This is a genomic window from Paenibacillus sp., assembly GCF_035645195.1.
Classification (GTDB): Bacteria; Bacillota; Bacilli; order Paenibacillales; family YIM-B00363; genus Paenibacillus_AE.
This window is the reverse complement of record NZ_DASQNA010000025.1, coordinates 198,876-216,088: the sequence shown is the minus strand read 5'-3', so window position 1 is coordinate 216,088 and position 17,213 is coordinate 198,876. Positions and strand designations below refer to the sequence as shown.

Here is a 17,213-nt window from a genome sequence, read left to right as displayed (position 1 = left end):
ATATCGTTTACAATAACGCTTACATGTGTTAAATTTGTTCTTGCAAGCGATAAAGTTGTAATACAAATAAGAAAACGTGATCATACAAGTTTTGGAATGGGGGTGTGCCCGCTGACCGACTATGTGAGTCCTAGCGAGAAAGTCTACGACTACATCATGAGCAAGATCATCTCGAAGGAATGGATGCCAGGCCAGAAGATCATGACGGAGAACCAATTGGCCCTTGAGCTGGAAGTGAGCAGAATTTCCGTGCGAGAGGCGCTGGAAAAACTAGTTGCGTTCGGACTGTTGGTGAAGAAGCAGGGGTCCGGCACGGTGGTAAGCGAAGTGAAGCCGACGACCGTGCTTCGCAGCCTGGTGCCGATCATGACGCTTGGGGAAAGCGACTTGGAATCGATCCTCGAATTTCGAATCTTTTTCGAACCGTCGAACGTTCTAATGCTGATTCAACGGTACGATCAAGACATCGTCGACCGGCTGAAAGACACGTACGAACAAATGAAACGGCATTACGAAGACCCCAGCGAATTTTATTTATGCGACTACGATTTCCACGAACTGATCGCGAAGGGCACCAAGAATGCCATGGTCATTACGATCAGCGAAATTTTGACCACGATTCTGAAATACAACATTAAGCAGATGTATTACGATGTAGGGCCCGACAACGCCATGTACTACCATCAAGTCATTATCGAGGCGATCGAAAAGAAAGATGCGGAACTGGCGGCGCTTTATATGAAACGCCATTTGGAAGAAGCGCTGAAAAAGCTGAGGCAGGCCAAGTCGCTGAAAGACGACAATAACAATACGGGGGAACGTACACGATGAAAAAGAACGCAGCAATGGTATTGGGTCTGATGTTGACGGTTACATTGACGGCTTGCGGCGGCGGCGCAGCTAGCCAGGGCGGAAATGAGAGCGCATCCAACCCGCCGAAGGCCGAAACGAAGTCCGAAGTAAAGACGATTAAGATCGGTCATGGCGCCAGCGAGTCCTACCATATGCATCGCGCATGGCTGAATTTTAAAGAGACGCTGGAAAGCGCAGGCAATTTCGCGGTCGAAATTTATCCGTCCTCGCAGTTCGGCAATGACGCCGAAATGATCGAAAACGTGCAAACGGGCGACTTGACTATGGCTACGCCGCCGTCCTCGTTCCTGACGGATCAGGCTCCCGAGATGGCTTTGATCGAATTGCCGTATGTCTTCCCGTCCCGCGATGCCGCGGTCGACACGTTGAAGGGAGAATGGGGCCAAAAGCAGCTCGCCGAACTGAACGACGACGGCTTGTACGGCTTGGGCTACTTGGAAAACGGTCTACGCCATCTTACGAACAGCAAGCTGCCGGTGCGTAAGCCGGAAGATCTCTCCGGACTGAAATTGCGGACGATGCAGGTTCCTGCGCACGTCTATCTGTGGAACGACCTCGGCGCTTCCGCGGAAGGCGCGCCGTTCGCGGAATTGTATAACAACCTGAGCACAGGCCGCTTCGACGGCCAGGAAAATCCGATCGCCCACATTTATGCGCAGCGGTTCTACGAAGTTCAAAGCTACTTGACGTTAACCGGACATGTGTACACAGGGTACGTTCCGGTCATGAACATGGATTTCTGGAGCGGCTTGTCCGGCGAGGAACAGCAGCAGGTCCAAGAGGCGTTCAACCAAGCGTTCGAATATCAGCTCCAGCTGATCGCCGAAGAGGAGAGCAAGCAGCTCGAGGAGATTGCGGGTCATGCGCAGTTCAAAACGGAAATCATCGAATTGACGGACGCGGAAAAGCAAGCCTTCATCGAGGCGGCTCAGCCGACCTTGGATCATTACCGCGAGGAGTTGGGCGCGGAAGCGTTCGACGCATTCAAACAAGCGATCGAAACGGCCGGCAAGTAATGGTGTGAGAAGTCGGTACCTTCGTGTCGGCGTCTGCCGGGGAGGGTACCGATTTTCATCAAGAAGAGAGGTGGACGATGTGTCAGCGCTGCGATGGGTGAACGAAAACCTTGAAAAATGCTTGGCTGCCGGCTTGTTGTTGCTTTTTAGCGGTTTAATGATTTTAAACGTCGCCATGCTGTTTATCCTCAAGGAAGCTATCGCTTGGGCATCCGAAGGCGTCTTGTTAATGTTCGTGTTTTTCGTCTGGATCGGAATCAGTTATGCCTTCAAAGAAAGGAAGCACATCAGCGTCACCGCGCTTGTCGAACGTCTGCCTCCGAAAGGGCAGAAGCTGCACGGCATCGCGATCAATCTCCTGATGATACTCTTTTTTGCGATGCTGCTCAAGGTCGGCTGGGAGTGGATGATGAATCCCGCCGTTCAAAATAAAAGTTCCTTGCTGCTCGGATATCCAATGTGGCTGTATTACGCGTCCGCGCCGTTCGGCGCAGCGTTGTCCGTCATCCGCCTCGTTCAAAATTCTGTGGAAGACATTAAGGGCCTGATCGGGAACGCGTCGTAAACCTTCAGGCGGGAAAGGGGGAAGGACGGAATGGAAGCTCTTTACTTGTTCGGTTTTCTGCTTTTCTTCATTGCGATCGGCATTCCGATCGCGATATCGCTCGGCATGTCGTCCATGATCTTCATTATGCTGTTCGGGACGTCGACGCTGGTATTCCAGGCGCGGTCGGTCGTCACTGCGGTCGATTCGTATCCGCTGCTAGCGGTTCCGCTGTTTATTTTAGCCGGAGACCTCATGTATTCCGGGGGGTTGTCGAAGCGCATCATCTCCTTCGCGGATTCGCTGGTCGGCCATTTCAAAGCGGGCTTGGCGCATGTCAACGTACTCGCGAGCACCTTCTTCGCGGCGATTTCCGGGTCCTCGCCCGCCACGGTAGCGGCCATCGGGACGAATATGATTCCCGAGATGGAGAAGCGGAATTACTCCAAGGAATACAGCACGTCCTTGACGGCCGCGTCCGGGATGATCGGCGTGCTCATCCCGCCCAGCATTCCGTTCATCATGTACGGCATCTCCGCGGAACAATCCGTAAGCGTGCTGTTCATCGCCGGGATCGTGCCGGGTCTATTGTTCGCGGCGGGGTTCAGCTTCGTGGCGTACCTGTTGTACAGGAAGGCAAGTATCAAGGCCGACTCCCAAGCGTTCTCACTGGCGAATGTCGGCAAGACGTTGAAGCAAGCCGTATGGGCGCTGCTGGCGCCGTTTATTATTCTCGGCGGCATTTACGGTGGCGTCATGTCTCCGACGGAAGCCGCGGCGGTTGCCGTGTTTTATTCCTTGTTCGTCGGCGTCGTCGTTTATCGAAATTTGAAAGTAAAAGACATCTTCAAGGTGTTCGTGAAATCGTCCCTTACTTCGGCTACGGTGCTTGCTCTGGTCGCCTTCGCTTCCACGTTCGGCCGGCTCCTCACTTTGGAGCAGGTGCCTGCGCAAATCGCCGGATTCCTGACCTCTTTCACGGATAACCCAATCGTCCTGCTGCTGGTCATTAACATCTTCCTGCTCTTCGTCGGCATGTTCATGGAGACGGTGGCGTCCATTATTATCCTTACGCCGATTTTGCTGCCTGTCGTCGTGCAGATGGGCGTGGATCCGATTTTGTTCGGCGTCATCTTGACCGTCAACCTGGCCATCGGTTTTTGTACGCCGCCGCTTGGGGTCAATCTGTTCGTCGCGAGCGGGATCAGCGGGTTGTCGATCGAGCGCATTTCCAAAGCGATTATTCCTTACTTCATCGTAATGATTATTCTGCTGCTGTTGGTGACGTATATCCCCGTCATTTCGTTAGGGCTTACCAGGTTGATCACGGGCTAAATCATATACAGATAGGGTGGAGACAACATGACGGAATTCAAGGTTTACATCAGCGATTACGATTTTCCGAACTTGGATATCGAGCGGAGCGTGCTCGAGCCGATCGGCGCGAAAGTGATCGGTCTGCAATGCAACACCGGCGAAAACTTGGCCGAGCTGGCGAAAGATGCGGATGCCATTCTTCAGCAGTACGCCAAAATTCCTCGCGCGACTATAGAACAGTTGGAGCGCTGCAAGGTAATTGCCCGGTACGGGATCGGAACGGATATCCTCGACGTCGAAGCGGCTTACGAGCACGGAATGGTCGTTACGAACGTAATGGATTATTGCATCGAAGAGGTGGCGGATCATTCGATATCGATGGCGTTCACCTTGATTCGAGCCATCCCCTCCTATAACAAGGCTACGCATGAAGGCAGATGGCATTGGAGCGATTGGTATGCGCCGATTCACCGGATGCGAGATATGACGTTCGGTCTCGTCGGGTTCGGACGCATCGCCCAAAATATGGCGCGGAAGCTCGCCGTATTCGGATTCGACATCGTCGCGTACGATCCGTACGTGTCCGAAAGCTACATGGCAACGTGCGGGGTAAAGAAGGTAGACCTGGACACGCTGCTGCAAACGTCTCACGTCGTTGACGTCATGTGCCCGTATACGCCGGAAACGCATCACCTCATCGACGAGGAAGCGCTGCGGAAGATGAGGAACGACGCGATCCTCGTGAACTGCGCCCGGGGGAAGGTCGTCGACAATGTAGCGCTGTTTAAGGCTCTGACGGAAAAGTGGATCGTGGCTGCCGGACTGGACGACACGGAAGAAGAGCCGGCGAAGGTGAAAGATTGGACTCCTGCGATGAACCCGCTGTTCACGCTCGACAATTGCATCGTCACGCCGCATTCCGCGTACGTGTCGCAAGCTTCCTTGGACGAAGCGCGCCGCACCGCCGCGGAGAACGTCAAAGCGGTGCTGCTGGGCCGTACGCCGCCGAATTTGGTGAAGCCGAAGGCGGCGCCGGTCCGGGAGACCGTTCGAAATGGATGAGCGGCAGGTCAAGGAGCTAATCGATCGGCATCGGATCATCGCCATCGTTCGAGGGGTGGATGCGGCGCACATCATCCCGACGGTACAAGCCTTATACGATGGCGGCATCCGCTTGGCGGAAGTGACGATCGATCACGACCGGGACGACGCCGTCGGCCGGACGGCGGCGAAGATCCGAGCGATCCGCGATGCATTCGGAGACGAGATGTGCGTAGGCGCCGGGACCGTCTTGACGGAGCAACAGGTGACGGCCATGGTCGAAGCAGGCGCGCAGTATATGATCTCGCCTCATGCGGACGGGAATGTCATTCGCCGAACGAAGGCGCTCGGGAAGGTGTCCATCCCCGGCGCGCTGACGCCGACCGAGGCAGTGGCCGCGCATACGGCAGGGGCGGACTACGTCAAGCTGTTTCCGGCCGGCGAAATCGGAATCGCGTATATTAAGGCGCTTATGGCTCCCCTGCGGCATATTCCGATGCTCGCGGTGGGCGGCGTCACCGCCGATAATGTGAAGACGTTCCTGCAAGCCGGTCTCGCCGGAGTAGGGGTAGGCGGCAGTCTCGTATCGCCAACGTCGATCGAGGCGGGCGCGTTCGATCGGATCGCCGCCGCCGCGAAGCAATTCGTTCACAGCATAAATAACTAAACGTGGAGGGAATCTATATGAAATACATTGTAAACCCAAGACCGGAAATCGATGAAAGCTTGATCGCGCCGTTCCGCGCCATGGAGGACGTCTTGTCCTTATCCTGCGTCGTAGGCGATGCGATGGAGCGGGATAACGTCATGCGGCACGACATGAAGCCGAAAGCCGCGGACAAGAAAATTATCGGCCCGGCGATTACCGTCAAATTGACGGCGGGAGACATCGTGGATTGCCTGGGCGTATTCGAGATCGCGAAGCCTGGGGACGTCATCGTCATCGACGCCTTCGGCGAAACGGAAACCTCGATCTGGGGAGGATTAATGTCCGGCCTCGCCCGCAACGCCGGCGTAGCTGGCGCCGTCATCGACGGAAGCTGCCGAGACACCGACGAGGCGAGAATGCTGGGGTTCCCGATATCCGCGAAGGTGTGCGGCCCGCGCGCCGCGCATACGGCGTATTCCGGGCGCAAGGAGCCGATCGAGATCAACGTGCCGATTACATGCGGCGGCGTTATCGTCAATCCTGGCGACTTGGTCGTGGCCGACGAGATCGGCGTCGTCGTTGTCCCGTACAAAGATTTGGAGGAAGTTTATCCGAGAGCGCGCGAACAGGCGGACAAAGAAGCCGCGACGCGGGAGGAAATCCTGAAGGGTGCGACGGTAGAGGAGCTGCTCGCCAAGTTCGGAAGAATTTAACATGTACACGATCACGCTAGATACCGGAACGACGAACAGCAGGGTCACGTTATGGCGGGACGGACTGCCGATCGGCAAGCTTTCCCGGGAAGTAGGCGTACGGGATACGGCGAAGGACGGTCATAACCGGAAGCTGCAGTCGACGCTGCGGGAATTGATTCGCTCGCTGCTCGAACAGCATTCCATCGAAATAAGCGACGTGGAACGCATATTGGCTTCCGGCATGATCACTTCGAACGTCGGTTTGGTAGAAATTCCTCACTTGGTCGCTCCCGTCAGTATGAGCGACCTGGCGAACGCCATGGTTTCGCGCGTCATCCCCGAGGTGGCGGACAAGGAAATCTGGTTCGCTCCCGGGGTGAAAAACCGCGTCTCCGACGTAACGCTGGAAACTTGCGAGACGATGGATATGATGCGCGGCGAAGAAGTGGAGGCGTTCGGTCTCCTGCGGCGCTTAAACCTGCAGGGACCGGCCGTCCTCATACTTCCGGGATCGCATACGAAAATCGTCTCCATCGACGAGCAAGGCCGAATCACGGGGTGCCTCACCTCGATCGCGGGCGAACTGATCTCGGAAATTACCCGGAACACGCTGATCGCCAACGCGCTGGAGAAGTCTTTGGCCTCCGAATTCAATCAAGAGTATGTCCTACGGGGTTACGAAACAAGCTTACGGACCGGGCTCGCTCGGACTTGCTTTACCGTACGCATCTTGGATCAATTTACGGAAGCTTCGGTGAACGAGAAGGCGAATTTTCTGTTAGGCGCCGTGCTTGCGGACGATGTGAAGGCGCTGCACAACAGCGAGGCGATCTGCGCGCCGCCGCATGCGAACGTCATCGTCGCGGGGAAAGACATTCTTACGCAGGCATTGGTGTGCATTCTTCGCCACGACGGTCGCTGCGGGCAGGTCGCGGCGGTCGGCGGGGAGACGACGAGCGATCTTGCCGGATTCGGCTTGATTCGGCTGGCGGAAGGCATGTCGATATAAGTTTATAGTGGACGGTTTGGGGCACCCGCTTCCAAACCTTTCCCTATTGTTAGGGGTGAAATCGATGAATTTCGGCAAAATCAATGTCACGATCGAGGGAGGCTTTACGCTGCCCCTCCCCAAGATGGTCAAGGTGAAGCAAACCTTCAACGTAAGCAAAATCGAAAACCTGGAGCAGCATTTGATGCAGCAGGTAACGAGCGTCCTCGCCGCTAAGGACGTTGCGGGCAAGCGCATCGCGGTGACGGCCGGCAGCCGCGGCATCAAGCATATCGATCGGATGACCAGGCAAGTGATCGACGCGCTGAAAGAAGCCGGCGCGAAGCCCTTCATCGTGCCTTCGATGGGAAGTCACGGCGGCGCCAACGCGGAGGGGCAGCTTCAATTTCTTGCAAATTACAACATTACCGAGGAAACGATGGGCGTGCCGATCTTATCCTCGATGGAAACGGTGCAGATCGGGGTGCTGGAAGACGGCGTTCCGCTGTACTGCGACAAACTGGCTTACGAATCCGACGGGATCGTCGTCATGAACAAGATCAAGCCGCATGCCGACTTCAAAGGGGAGTACGAGAGCGGACTCGTCAAGATGATGGTCATCGGCCTCGGCAAGCATGCGGGCGCGACGCGGTTGCATCAGCAAGGGTTCGATACGTTCCATGAGCTTTTGCCGCGGGCGGCGAAGCTGTTTTTGGAGAAAGCGCCGGTTCTGTTCGGATTGGCGATCGTAGAAAACCCGTTCGACGAACCGCTGTTGATCGAAGCGATCGAACCCGAACACATCTTGCGCCGGGAGCGGGAGCTGCTCGAGATCGCGAAGAGCCAAGTCGCCAAGCTGCTCTTGGACGAGATCGATGTGCTCATCGTCGATGAAATCGGCAAAAACATCAGCGGCGAGGGGATGGACCCGAATGTGACGGGACGCCCGGGCTCCATGCTGCAAGCAGGCTTCGCAGCGCCGGCGATCCAGAAAATCGTCGTTCTCGACGTCACGGACATCTCTCATGGGAACGGCGCCGGAATCGGCATGTGCGATATTTCCACGACGAAATGCGTCAGCAAAATCGATCTCGGCGTCATGTACACGAATGCGATCACCGCGACGATTTTAGCTCCCGCCAAGCTGCCCGTCATGATGAACAACGATCGAGAGGCGATCGTCCTGGCGGTGAAGACGTGCAATCGAATCGACCCGGCGAAGCCCAAGATCGTCAGAATCAAAAATACGCTCGAAATGGACGTTATCGAGGTATCCGAAACGTATTTGGATTCGATCCGGCACCGAACGGATCTAACCGTAATCTCGGAGCCCTATGAATTCCCGTTCGACGCGGACGGGAATCTCTTCGAGTAACCGGCGCCGTGGATTACGAAACGTTGATTTCCCTGATGTTCGTCGTCGCCTCGATCATCGGAATCGGCATCGGCCTCGCGAAGCGCATCCCCTTCGAAGGGGAGGTGCGGCATTTCCTCGGCACGGTAATCGTGAATGTCGCCCTGCCATGCATCGTGCTCTACAGCATCTTCCAACTGCCGATCGACCGGGCGCTGCTGCCGCAGATCGGCATCGTCTTCGGATTGTCCGTCGGGTTGAACGCTTTCGGCATGCTTTTAGGCTGGGCCGTCGGGAGGTGTACCGGCGCCGGATCGAAGCGCTCCCGGGAACTGGCGATTTTGTCGGGCCTCGGAAACTCCGGGTTTCTAGGTATTCCTTTGACGGCTTCGCTGCTAGGGCCGAAAGGGGCACTCATGGCGGCCGTGTTCGACGCCGGCGTCGGGGTGGCGATTTGGTCGGTCGCCGTGCTGTTGCTGCAGGATCGGCGAGTTTCCTTCCGGTCGACGGTCAAATCGTTGGTGAATATCCCCCTGCTCGCCATCGCGATCGGCATCCTGTTCGTCGTATCGAATGCGAAGCCGCCCGCGGTGGTGATTCAGCTGACGCAGATGCTTTCCGCTTTAACGGGTCCGCTTGCTTTGTTTTATATTGGAATGCTTATCAGAACTATCGCGGGGAAGCAGGAAAAGGTCAAGCCTGCCGAACTTATCGCTCCTATTGTTATTAAACTCGCGATCTTTCCTCTCGTCAGTTTGCTGGTCCTAGCGTACCTGGAGCTCGATCCGACGACGGCGCAGGCGGTGCTGCTGCAAACCGCGATGCCGACGTTAACGCTCTCTACGATTTTATTCGCCAGGTATCGGGCGAACGAAGGATTGGCGACTTGGACCGCTGCCGCTTCCACGCTGCTGTCGTTGATCACGATGCCGTGCGTCATGCTGCTGGGCCATCGGTTTTTGATGTAATGCGGTCATGCCCGTCGACATCCGCCAGACATAACGCCGAACGCATGAAAGCCGCCTTCAGGGCGGCTTTTGCTTTTATCTATACGCTTATTTTCCGGGCAATAACGAGAGGAATGTAGTGACTCCCCGCAGCCTCCTTGTTATAATCGAACCTTGATTATAATACAATGGATACCTCAAAATAGGGTCATATCCATAAAGTAGAGATAACATTGGGAGAGAGAAATCGACGATGGCGTTTTTGCAGCGGGAGAGAACGATGAGAACCAGCAGTTATGCGGTCGGGGCGGAGGAAGGCGGCTTCCTCGACGGGGTGAGGGCATGCGTCCCGACATTATTAGGATACTTAAGCATCGGATTTGCCGCAGGGGTCGTCGAAAAGACGGCGGGCATGTCCATCATGGAAATCGCGTTGATCAGCATATTGCTTTACGCCGGTTCGGCGCAGTTCATCGCCGCCGGCATGATCGCCGCTCACAGTCCGGCGGCGGGCATCATCGCTACGATTTTCATCGTGAATTTGCGCCATTTTCTGATGAGCGCGGCGCTGTCGCCGTATTTCCGCCACCTGACGCCGGCGAAAAATACGTTCGTCGGCGCGCTGCTGACGGACGAAACGTTCGGGGTCGCAATGCAGGAGGCGGCCAAGGCGAACAAAATCAGCGAGAAATGGATGCACGGCTTGAATATTACGGCGTACTTGAATTGGATCGCGGCGAATATCGCCGGGGCGATATTCGGGGAATGGATCGCGAATCCGGAAGCGTTCGGCCTCGATTTCGCGCTGCCGGCGATGTTCATCGGCTTGCTGGTGCTGCAGCTCGTCAGCCGGAACAAGCTGAAGGCCGATATCGTCGTCGCGGTCAGCGCCGCCGCGATCGGAGTCGCGGCGAGCCTGATGGGAGCCGGCAGCGTCGGGATCATTCTGGCGACGATGATCGCCGCGGCGATCGGAATGGCGGTGGAAGCATGGAAGTAAGAGGAGACATGCTGCTCATCATTGCAGGGGCGTCGCTCGTCACCGTGCTGCCGCGGGTGCTGCCGCTCGTCGTCCTAAGCCGGGTGCAGCTGCCGAATTGGGCGATGCGGTGGCTTAGCTATGTGCCCGTCGCCGTCATGGCGGCTTTGATCGGTCAAGACGTCTTGGCGCCCGAAGGGCAGCTGGTGCCGCTCCATCGGAACGCGGAGCTGATTGCCGCGTTGCCGACCTTCGCCGCCGCGCTATTGACGCGCAGTCTGCTGGTCACGGTGTTGACGGGCGTCGCCGCGATGATGGCGGTACGATTTATGATGTAGGAAGCCGATTTCTTCGAATCGGGTGCGATCCAGGGCGTTATGAAGGACCTCGCAAAAGCTATCGGCTTACGTCCAGCGGGCGGCCCAAAGCTTCATCTCGTGACAGACGTTGTGCAGATCCTGACCTTTCGGCGTCAGCGAATATTCGACCGTAACGGGGACGGTCGGGTAGACGCGGCGCTCCAGCACGCCGTGCTCCTCCAAATGGCGAAGCGTGCTCGTCAGCGCCCGCGGACTGACCGCCGGGATGAGGCGCTGCAGCTCGCCGAACCGGCGGGTGCCGCCGAACAGCTCGCGGATGACGAGGAACGCCCATTTGCCGCCGAGCACGTTCAACGTTTTCTCGATATTGCATTCGATGACGACGGGCGTTTTCGGGTAATAGCTGTTAGCTTTCTTGTCGATACTCACGAATCATCCAGCCTTCTTCCGTAGATATAAAAAATATATTAGATATACAGTATATTGTTATATGAGAATTATGCTATTTCTATCAATGATACATGAAAGCGCATTAAAATGAAACACAAAAAAGCTAACGCCGGCGGAGCCTGCGCTAGCTTTTGCGATGCGTTCTTCAATTCGGAGCGGTTACGGAAGCACGTTGCCGGCCGCCCGGTAAATCTCGTACCATTCTTCGCGGGTCAGGGTGATGTCGCTCGCTTTGCAGCAATCGGCCAGGCGCTCGATGTTCATCGTCCCGGTGACCGGCTGCATGCGCGCAGGATGGCGGAGCAGCCACGCGATCGCGATCGTCGTGTTGCTCACCTCGTACTTCGCCGCGATTTCGTCGATCTTCTTATTCAGCTCAGGGAACTTCTCGCTGCCCAAGAAGACGCCCTCGAAGAAGCCGTATTGGAACGGCGACCAAGGCTGGATCGTAATATCGTGCAGACGGCAGAAATCAAGGACGCCGCCGTCTCGATTCACGGCCGCCTCGTTTTCCATATTGACGTTGATGCCGCTCGAGATCATCGTCGCGTTCGTGATGCTGAGCTGCAGCTGGTTGGCGACGAGGGGCTGCTTGACGAATTTTTTCAGCAGCTGGATTTGCATCGGATGTTGGTTGGAGACGCCGAAATGGCGCACCTTCCCCGAGCTTTCGAGCAGGTCGAACGCTTCCGCGACTTCCTCCGGCTCGACGAGCGCGTCCGGACGGTGCAGCAGAAGAACGTCCAAATAGTCGGTTTTAAGGCGCTTCAGAATGCCGTCCACCGATTGCAAAATATGCTCTTTGGAGAAATCGAACATCCCTTTGCGAATGCCGCACTTGGATTGAAGGATCATGTTTTCGCGAACCGACGCGTTCATGCCGACGGCTTCCGCGAATATTTCCTCGCAAGCGCCGCCGCCGTAAATATCCGCATGGTCGAAAAAGTTCGCGCCCAGCTCCAGCGACGTGCGGACGAAGCGCTCCGCTTCGAGCTTGTCCAATCGGTTGATGCGCATACAGCCTACGGCGACAACCGGGACCTCCAATGCGCTGACGCCGAGTCTCATCGTTCTCATCAGTCAATCTCTCCCTTATAGAAATGTAGTCAGGACGGCAAACGGCAACCAAAACTCTTCTTCATTTTATAGAAGTGCGGAACGAATTGTAAGAACTGAAATGTTATGCAGTAGGTATACTTCGCATCACTACGTAAACGCGGCGTAACTTTTGATAATCAGTCTCATTCGCACTTGACAGAACTCCCCAAAAACTTTTAAATTAGTATATGTAGCAGCGAATGATTTCTACATAATAATGAAAACCAAATTAGAATAAATATAGTTTGTTGTAGGTTTGTCCGAACGATTTCCTGCGCAAGCTATATTTAGTTCTGACACCACATTTAAGGAGGAAATTTTGCATGTCTCTGATTGGCAAAGAGGTATTACCGTTCAAAGCGCAGGCGTATCACAACGGCAAGTTCATCGAGGTTACGGAAGCCGACCTGAAGGGCAAGTGGAGCGTCGTTTGCTTCTATCCGGCCGACTTCACGTTCGTGTGCCCGACGGAGCTCGAAGACCTGCAAAATGAATACGAAACGCTGAAAAGCCTCGGCGTAGAAGTATACTCCGTATCGACGGACACGCATTTCACGCATAAAGCTTGGCACGACAGCTCGCCGGCGATCGGCAAAATCACGTACGTCATGATCGGCGATCCGACGCACGTCATCTCCCGCAACTTCGAAGTGCTGATCGAAGAATCCGGTCTCGCCGAGCGCGGCACGTTCATCATCGACCCGGACGGCGTCATCCAAGCGTACGAAGTCAACGCCGGCGGCATCGGCCGCGACGCGAGCACGCTCGTCAACAAAATCAAAGCCGCTCAATACGTCCGCAACAACCCGGGCGAAGTATGCCCGGCGAAGTGGCAGGAAGGCTCCGAAACGCTCAAGCCTAGCCTCGATCTCGTAGGCAAGATCTAAGGAGACCTCGAATGGCACTGGACGCGGATATAAAAGCACAATTAGCGCAATATCTCCAGCTCATGGAAGGCGATATTGTGCTGAAAGTCAGCGCAGAGTCCGATGCCGTATCCAATGACATGCTGGCGCTGGTGGAAGAAATCGCCGGCATGTCATCTAAAATTACGGTTGAAAAAGCGCAATTGCCTAGAACTCCTAGTTTTAGCGTCAATCGCGTGGGCGAAGACACCGGCGTGACGTTCGCCGGCATTCCTTTGGGTCACGAATTCACTTCGTTGGTGTTGGCGCTTCTGCAGGTGAGCGGAAGACCTCCCAAAGTCGAGCAAAGCGTCATCGATCAAATCAAGAGCATTCGCGGGGAATATCACTTCGAATCGTTCATCAGCTTAACGTGCCACAATTGTCCGGACGTCGTGCAGGCGCTCAACTTGATGAGCATCCTCAACCCGGGCATTACGCACACGATGATCGACGGCGCGGCGTACAAGGAAGAAGCGGAGCGCCGGAAAGTCATGGCGGTGCCGACGGTATTCCTGAACGGCGAGACGTTCGGGAGCGGCCGGATGTCGATCGAAGAAATTCTCGCGAAGCTCGGCTCGCGGCCGGACGCGTCGGAGCTTGCGGACAAGGAGCCGTTCGACGTGCTCGTCGTCGGCGGCGGTCCGGCCGGCGCCAGCGCGGCGATTTATGCCGCGCGCAAAGGCATCCGCACGGGCATCGTCGCCGAGCGGTTCGGCGGTCAAGTGCTGGAGACGCTGGGCATCGAGAACTTCATCGGCACGAAGTATACCGAGGGTCCGAAGCTCGCGGCCAGCCTGGAAGAGCACGTGAAGGAGTACGGCATCGACGTGATGAAGCTCCAGCGCGCGAAGCGCCTCTCGAAGGGCGACCTCATCGAGGTCGAACTGGAAAGCGGCGCGGTGCTGAAGAGCAAAACCGTCATCCTCTCGACGGGCGCTCGTTGGCGCAACGTCAATGTGCCCGGCGAAGCGGAGTTCAAGAACAAAGGCGTGGCGTACTGCCCGCACTGCGACGGACCGCTGTTCGCAGGCAAGGACGTAGCGGTCATCGGCGGCGGCAACTCCGGCGTCGAGGCGGCGATCGATCTCGCCGGCATCGCGAAGCACGTCACCGTGCTTGAGTTCATGCCCGAGTTGAAAGCCGACGCCGTGCTGCAGAAGCGGCTGTTCAGCCTGCCGAACGTGACGGTGCTGAAGAACGTGCAGACAAAGGAAATTACCGGCACCGACAAGGTGGAAGGGATTACCTACGTCGAACGCGATTCCGGCGAAGAGAAGCATGTCGAACTGCAGGGCGTCTTCGTGCAAATCGGCCTCGTGCCGAACACGGAATGGCTCGGCGATACGGTGGAGCGCACGCGCTTCGGCGAAATCGTCGTCGACAGCCGCGGCGCGACGAGCATGCCCGGCGTGTTCGCGGCAGGCGACTGCACGAACAGCCCGTACAAGCAAATCATCATTTCCATGGGATCGGGCGCGACCGCCGCATTGGGCGCATTCGATTACCTGATTCGGAATTAATAGTTTCTATAAGAAAACGCCTCGCTGTCGAGGCGTTTTTCTTTTTGGCGCGGCGCACGTCAAGAACTTCGGTACGCTGCCCGGTATTGGCTCGGCGTCACATGAATGTACTTCTTAAACTGGCGCATAAAATGGACGTCGTTCTCATACCCGCAGCTGCGGGCGATGTCGCCGATGCTGTCCGAGGAATTTTCTAGCAGATACATGGCGTATTCGAGTCTCGTTTGGATGACGTCCCGCATGACGGGCACGCCGAACAGCTCCTTGTAAATGCTCTGGAAATGCGACCGGCTCATGTTCACCTGCGCGGCCAGCCGATCGACGGTGTGCGGGGCGGACGGCGTTTCGCGAATGGCGTTGCGGAGGCGGACGAACGGCTCGTAAAATTTGCTGAGCGGATGGCTCGCTTCGATCCGGTTGTGCATATCGCTGAGCTTCATCAAGAGGCAGCGCACCGTCGCATCGATGATTTCTTTGCGGTATGTGCCGTTATGGAGCGTTTCGTCCTGAATGTCGTTCACTTTTCTAGAAATGTACAAGGGATCGTACACCTTCATGACCTTGTCGAACGGGAGGGAGAGCCGCTCGATATAAGATTCGGCGTCTTCGCCGTCGAAATGAAACCAGTCGTGCACGAACGGCTTTTCCAGCTCCCTGTAAAACTGCTTGCTGCCCTTTTTGTAAATGACGTACGTGTTTTTGTCCGCGACGACGAGCTCTCCGCGCACCTCGATTTCCATTTTGCTGCGGAAAAAGAGGAACAAATAGTCCCCCGATCCTTGCGGGCGGTCGATCGTGAGGCCGTCCGGGTGGACGACGTTGTAGCCGCAGCGCTTGATTTCGATCACCGGAAACTCTTCCTCTCTTTCGTACAATCGATCAGTTAAAAGGGATAATATATCATTCCAAATCGGCCGGCAAGAGGATTATTCTAAATAATGAGACAAGCGGACCGGCGAGGGTTGCCGGGCGGGGAAACGACGATCGGTCAGTACCGCCGCGAAAAGAGAGGGAGATCAGCGAATGACGAACCGGATCACGATCCATACGGATCGGTCGAAGGGCACGATCAATCGAAACATTTACGGGCATTTCTCCGAGCATTTGGGACGATGCATTTACGAAGGGCTGTGGGTCGGCGAGGAGTCGGACATCCCGAATACGAACGGCATCCGGAACGACGTACTGGCGGCGCTGCAGCGGCTGAACATTCCGGTGCTGCGGTGGCCGGGCGGCTGCTTCGCCGACGAGTATCATTGGAAGGACGGCATCGGGCCTCGGGAAAGCCGCAAGCGTATGATCAACACGCATTGGGGCGGCGTCGTCGAAAACAATCATTTCGGTACGCATGAGTTCTTGATGCTGTGCGAATTGCTCGGCGCCGAGCCGTACATCAACGGCAACGTCGGCAGCGGCACCGTGCAGGAGATGTCCGAATGGGTGGAGTACATGACGTTCGACGGCGTCTCCCCGATGGCGGAACTGCGGCGGGAGAACGGCCGAGAGCAGCCGTGGAAGGTGAAATATTTCGGCGTCGGCAACGAAAACTGGGGCTGCGGCGGCAACATGCGGCCGGAGTATTACGCGGACCTGTACCGCCAATTCCAGACGTACGTGCGCAATTATGGCGACAACCGCATTCACAAAATCGCGTGCGGCCCGAGCGAAGGCGATTACCATTGGATGGAGACGCTCATGAAGCAGGCGCACCGGTTCATGGATTCGATCACGCTTCATTATTATACGATTCCCGGAACGTGGGCGAGCAAGGGACCGGCGACCGGCTTCCCGGAGGCCGATTTCGGGGGCACGCTGAAGAAAGCGATGCATATGGACGAGTTGATTACGCGGCATTCGGCCATTATGGATCAGTACGATCCGGAGAAGCGCATCGGTCTGATCGTCGACGAATGGGGCACGTGGTACGACGTGGAGCCGGGCACGAACCCGGGCTTCCTGTACCAGCAGAACACGATTCGCGACGCGCTCGTCGCCGGCATCACGCTGCATATTTTCCACCGTCACTGCGACCGCGTCCGGATGGCGAACATCGCGCAGTTGGTCAACGTGCTGCAATCCGTCGTGCTGACGGAAGGCGAACGGATGGTGCTGACGCCGACGTATCATGTGTTCGATCTGTTCCAGGTGCACCAGGACGCCGAGCTGCTGGACGCGCATGAGACGATTCGCGCTATCGACAGCGCGAAGGGGGAGCTGCCGCAGCTGTCCGTGTCCGCTTCCCGCGCCGCGGACGGCCGGGTGCACGTGAGCGTGTGCAATTTGGACCACGCGAGCAGCGCAAGCGCGGCAATCGAGCTGCGCGGCTGGGAAGGGGGCGTCCGCGCGACCGCGACGACGTTGACGTCTGGCCGGATCGACGGCCACAACACGTTCGACGAGCCGGAGCAGGTGAAGCCGGCCGCCTTCTCGGACTTTGCGATCGAAGGGCATACGCTGACCGCGAACCTGCCGCCGATGTCGGTGACGGTGTTCGAGCTGGCGGCGGATCGGTAA

At 56.6% G+C, this 17,213-nt stretch carries 18 protein-coding genes; 15 read left to right on the top strand and 3 right to left on the bottom strand.

The genetic code is table 11. From position 1 onward, the window contains the following. Positions 1–96 precede the first annotated feature (96 nt). From VE009_RS13575 to VE009_RS13520, 12 genes are all read left to right on the top strand, one after another. On the top strand, positions 97–831 hold the full coding sequence (locus tag VE009_RS13575) for a FadR/GntR family transcriptional regulator (protein ID WP_325008434.1): 735 nt from the start codon (positions 97–99) through the stop codon (positions 829–831). Continuing rightward, positions 828–1,889 carry a DctP family TRAP transporter solute-binding subunit gene (locus VE009_RS13570; RefSeq protein WP_325008433.1) on the top strand — a complete coding sequence of 354 codons (1,062 nt, stop codon included), beginning with the start codon at positions 828–830 and terminating at the stop codon, positions 1,887–1,889. Before VE009_RS13575 ends, VE009_RS13570 begins: the two co-directional genes overlap by 4 nt. A 79-nt stretch (positions 1,890–1,968) precedes the next feature. Further along, the gene (locus VE009_RS13565; protein ID WP_325008431.1) at positions 1,969–2,454 is read left to right on the top strand and encodes a TRAP transporter small permease; all 486 of its coding nucleotides are present in this window, start codon (positions 1,969–1,971) and stop codon (positions 2,452–2,454) included. 30 nt (positions 2,455–2,484) lie between these two features. Continuing rightward, complete coding sequence (locus tag VE009_RS13560; protein WP_325008429.1) at positions 2,485–3,768, top strand: TRAP transporter large permease; 1,284 nt, start codon at positions 2,485–2,487, stop codon at positions 3,766–3,768. A 27-nt stretch (positions 3,769–3,795) separates the two neighbouring features. Further along, on the top strand, positions 3,796–4,812 hold the full coding sequence (locus VE009_RS13555; RefSeq protein WP_325008427.1) for a C-terminal binding protein: 1,017 nt from the start codon (positions 3,796–3,798) through the stop codon (positions 4,810–4,812). Next, positions 4,805–5,458 carry a bifunctional 4-hydroxy-2-oxoglutarate aldolase/2-dehydro-3-deoxy-phosphogluconate aldolase gene (locus VE009_RS13550; protein WP_325008425.1) on the top strand — a complete coding sequence of 218 codons (654 nt, stop codon included), beginning with the start codon at positions 4,805–4,807 and terminating at the stop codon, positions 5,456–5,458. Before VE009_RS13555 ends, VE009_RS13550 begins: the two co-directional genes overlap by 8 nt. 17 nt (positions 5,459–5,475) lie before the next feature. After that, entirely contained in the window at positions 5,476–6,153 is a 678-nt protein-coding gene (locus VE009_RS13545) for an RraA family protein (protein WP_325008423.1), read from the top strand. A gap of 1 nt (position 6,154) precedes the next feature. Beyond that, positions 6,155–7,144, top strand: coding sequence for a 2-dehydro-3-deoxygalactonokinase (locus VE009_RS13540; RefSeq protein WP_325008421.1), 990 nt, complete (start codon positions 6,155–6,157; stop codon positions 7,142–7,144). Between the two features lie 64 nt (positions 7,145–7,208). Further along, positions 7,209–8,498 (top strand): lactate racemase domain-containing protein, encoded by a 1,290-nt coding sequence (locus tag VE009_RS13535; protein ID WP_325008419.1) that lies wholly within the window; start codon positions 7,209–7,211, stop codon positions 8,496–8,498. Between the two features lie 8 nt (positions 8,499–8,506). Beyond that, positions 8,507–9,445 (top strand): AEC family transporter, encoded by a 939-nt coding sequence (locus VE009_RS13530; RefSeq protein ID WP_325008417.1) that lies wholly within the window; start codon positions 8,507–8,509, stop codon positions 9,443–9,445. A gap of 259 nt (positions 9,446–9,704) precedes the next feature. After that, positions 9,705–10,424, top strand: coding sequence for an AzlC family ABC transporter permease (locus VE009_RS13525; RefSeq protein WP_325008415.1), 720 nt, complete (start codon positions 9,705–9,707; stop codon positions 10,422–10,424). Continuing rightward, positions 10,415–10,741 carry an AzlD domain-containing protein gene (locus VE009_RS13520; RefSeq protein WP_325008413.1) on the top strand — a complete coding sequence of 109 codons (327 nt, stop codon included), beginning with the start codon at positions 10,415–10,417 and terminating at the stop codon, positions 10,739–10,741. The genes VE009_RS13525 and VE009_RS13520 overlap by 10 nt, the downstream gene beginning before the upstream one ends. A 66-nt stretch (positions 10,742–10,807) precedes the next feature. On the opposite strand, the gene VE009_RS13515 is transcribed toward VE009_RS13520, so the two are convergent. Together VE009_RS13515 and VE009_RS13510 are read right to left on the bottom strand one after the other, a co-directional pair. Beyond that, positions 10,808–11,146: a helix-turn-helix domain-containing protein gene (locus VE009_RS13515; RefSeq protein WP_325008683.1), complete on the bottom strand. Its 339-nt coding sequence runs from the start codon at positions 11,144–11,146 to the stop codon at positions 10,808–10,810. Positions 11,147–11,332: 186 nt separating this feature from the next. Beyond that, entirely contained in the window at positions 11,333–12,250 is a 918-nt protein-coding gene (locus VE009_RS13510; protein ID WP_325008411.1) for an aldo/keto reductase family oxidoreductase, read from the bottom strand. Between the two features lie 344 nt (positions 12,251–12,594). Here VE009_RS13510 and ahpC point away from each other — a divergent pair, with 344 nt between their 5' ends. Together ahpC and ahpF are read left to right on the top strand one after the other, a co-directional pair. After that, on the top strand, positions 12,595–13,158 hold the full coding sequence (gene ahpC, locus VE009_RS13505; protein WP_325008409.1) for an alkyl hydroperoxide reductase subunit C: 564 nt from the start codon (positions 12,595–12,597) through the stop codon (positions 13,156–13,158). Between the two features lie 11 nt (positions 13,159–13,169). After that, positions 13,170–14,699, top strand: a complete 1,530-nt coding sequence (ahpF, locus tag VE009_RS13500) for an alkyl hydroperoxide reductase subunit F (protein WP_325008407.1) — start codon at positions 13,170–13,172, stop codon at positions 14,697–14,699. 59 nt (positions 14,700–14,758) lie between these two features. Here ahpF and VE009_RS13495 read toward each other — a convergent pair whose 3' ends face one another. Beyond that, positions 14,759–15,547 (bottom strand): AraC family transcriptional regulator, encoded by a 789-nt coding sequence (locus VE009_RS13495; RefSeq protein WP_325008406.1) that lies wholly within the window; start codon positions 15,545–15,547, stop codon positions 14,759–14,761. A gap of 175 nt (positions 15,548–15,722) precedes the next feature. Between VE009_RS13495 and VE009_RS13490 the strand changes: the two genes are divergently transcribed. Then, positions 15,723–17,213, top strand: coding sequence for an alpha-N-arabinofuranosidase (locus VE009_RS13490; RefSeq protein ID WP_325008404.1), 1,491 nt, complete (start codon positions 15,723–15,725; stop codon positions 17,211–17,213).

Excerpts from the sequence above, each read along its gene's own strand:
- VE009_RS13575 (WP_325008434.1), top strand. The coding sequence starts at position 97 with ATGGGGGTGTGCCCGCTGACCGACTATGTGAGTCCTAGCGAGAAAGTC.
- VE009_RS13570 (WP_325008433.1), top strand. The coding sequence starts at position 828 with ATGAAAAAGAACGCAGCAATGGTATTGGGTCTGATGTTGACGGTTACA.
- VE009_RS13560 (WP_325008429.1), top strand. The coding sequence starts at position 2,485 with ATGGAAGCTCTTTACTTGTTCGGTTTTCTGCTTTTCTTCATTGCGATC.
- VE009_RS13555 (WP_325008427.1), top strand. The coding sequence starts at position 3,796 with ATGACGGAATTCAAGGTTTACATCAGCGATTACGATTTTCCGAACTTG.
- VE009_RS13550 (WP_325008425.1), top strand. The coding sequence starts at position 4,805 with ATGGATGAGCGGCAGGTCAAGGAGCTAATCGATCGGCATCGGATCATC.
- VE009_RS13545 (WP_325008423.1), top strand. The coding sequence starts at position 5,476 with ATGAAATACATTGTAAACCCAAGACCGGAAATCGATGAAAGCTTGATC.
- VE009_RS13540 (WP_325008421.1), top strand. The coding sequence starts at position 6,155 with ATGTACACGATCACGCTAGATACCGGAACGACGAACAGCAGGGTCACG.
- VE009_RS13535 (WP_325008419.1), top strand. The coding sequence starts at position 7,209 with ATGAATTTCGGCAAAATCAATGTCACGATCGAGGGAGGCTTTACGCTG.
- VE009_RS13525 (WP_325008415.1), top strand. The coding sequence starts at position 9,705 with ATGAGAACCAGCAGTTATGCGGTCGGGGCGGAGGAAGGCGGCTTCCTC.
- VE009_RS13520 (WP_325008413.1), top strand. The coding sequence starts at position 10,415 with ATGGAAGTAAGAGGAGACATGCTGCTCATCATTGCAGGGGCGTCGCTC.
- VE009_RS13510 (WP_325008411.1), bottom strand. The coding sequence starts at position 12,250 with ATGAGAACGATGAGACTCGGCGTCAGCGCATTGGAGGTCCCGGTTGTC.
- ahpC (WP_325008409.1), top strand. The coding sequence starts at position 12,595 with ATGTCTCTGATTGGCAAAGAGGTATTACCGTTCAAAGCGCAGGCGTAT.
- ahpF (WP_325008407.1), top strand. The coding sequence starts at position 13,170 with ATGGCACTGGACGCGGATATAAAAGCACAATTAGCGCAATATCTCCAG.
- VE009_RS13490 (WP_325008404.1), top strand. The coding sequence starts at position 15,723 with ATGACGAACCGGATCACGATCCATACGGATCGGTCGAAGGGCACGATC.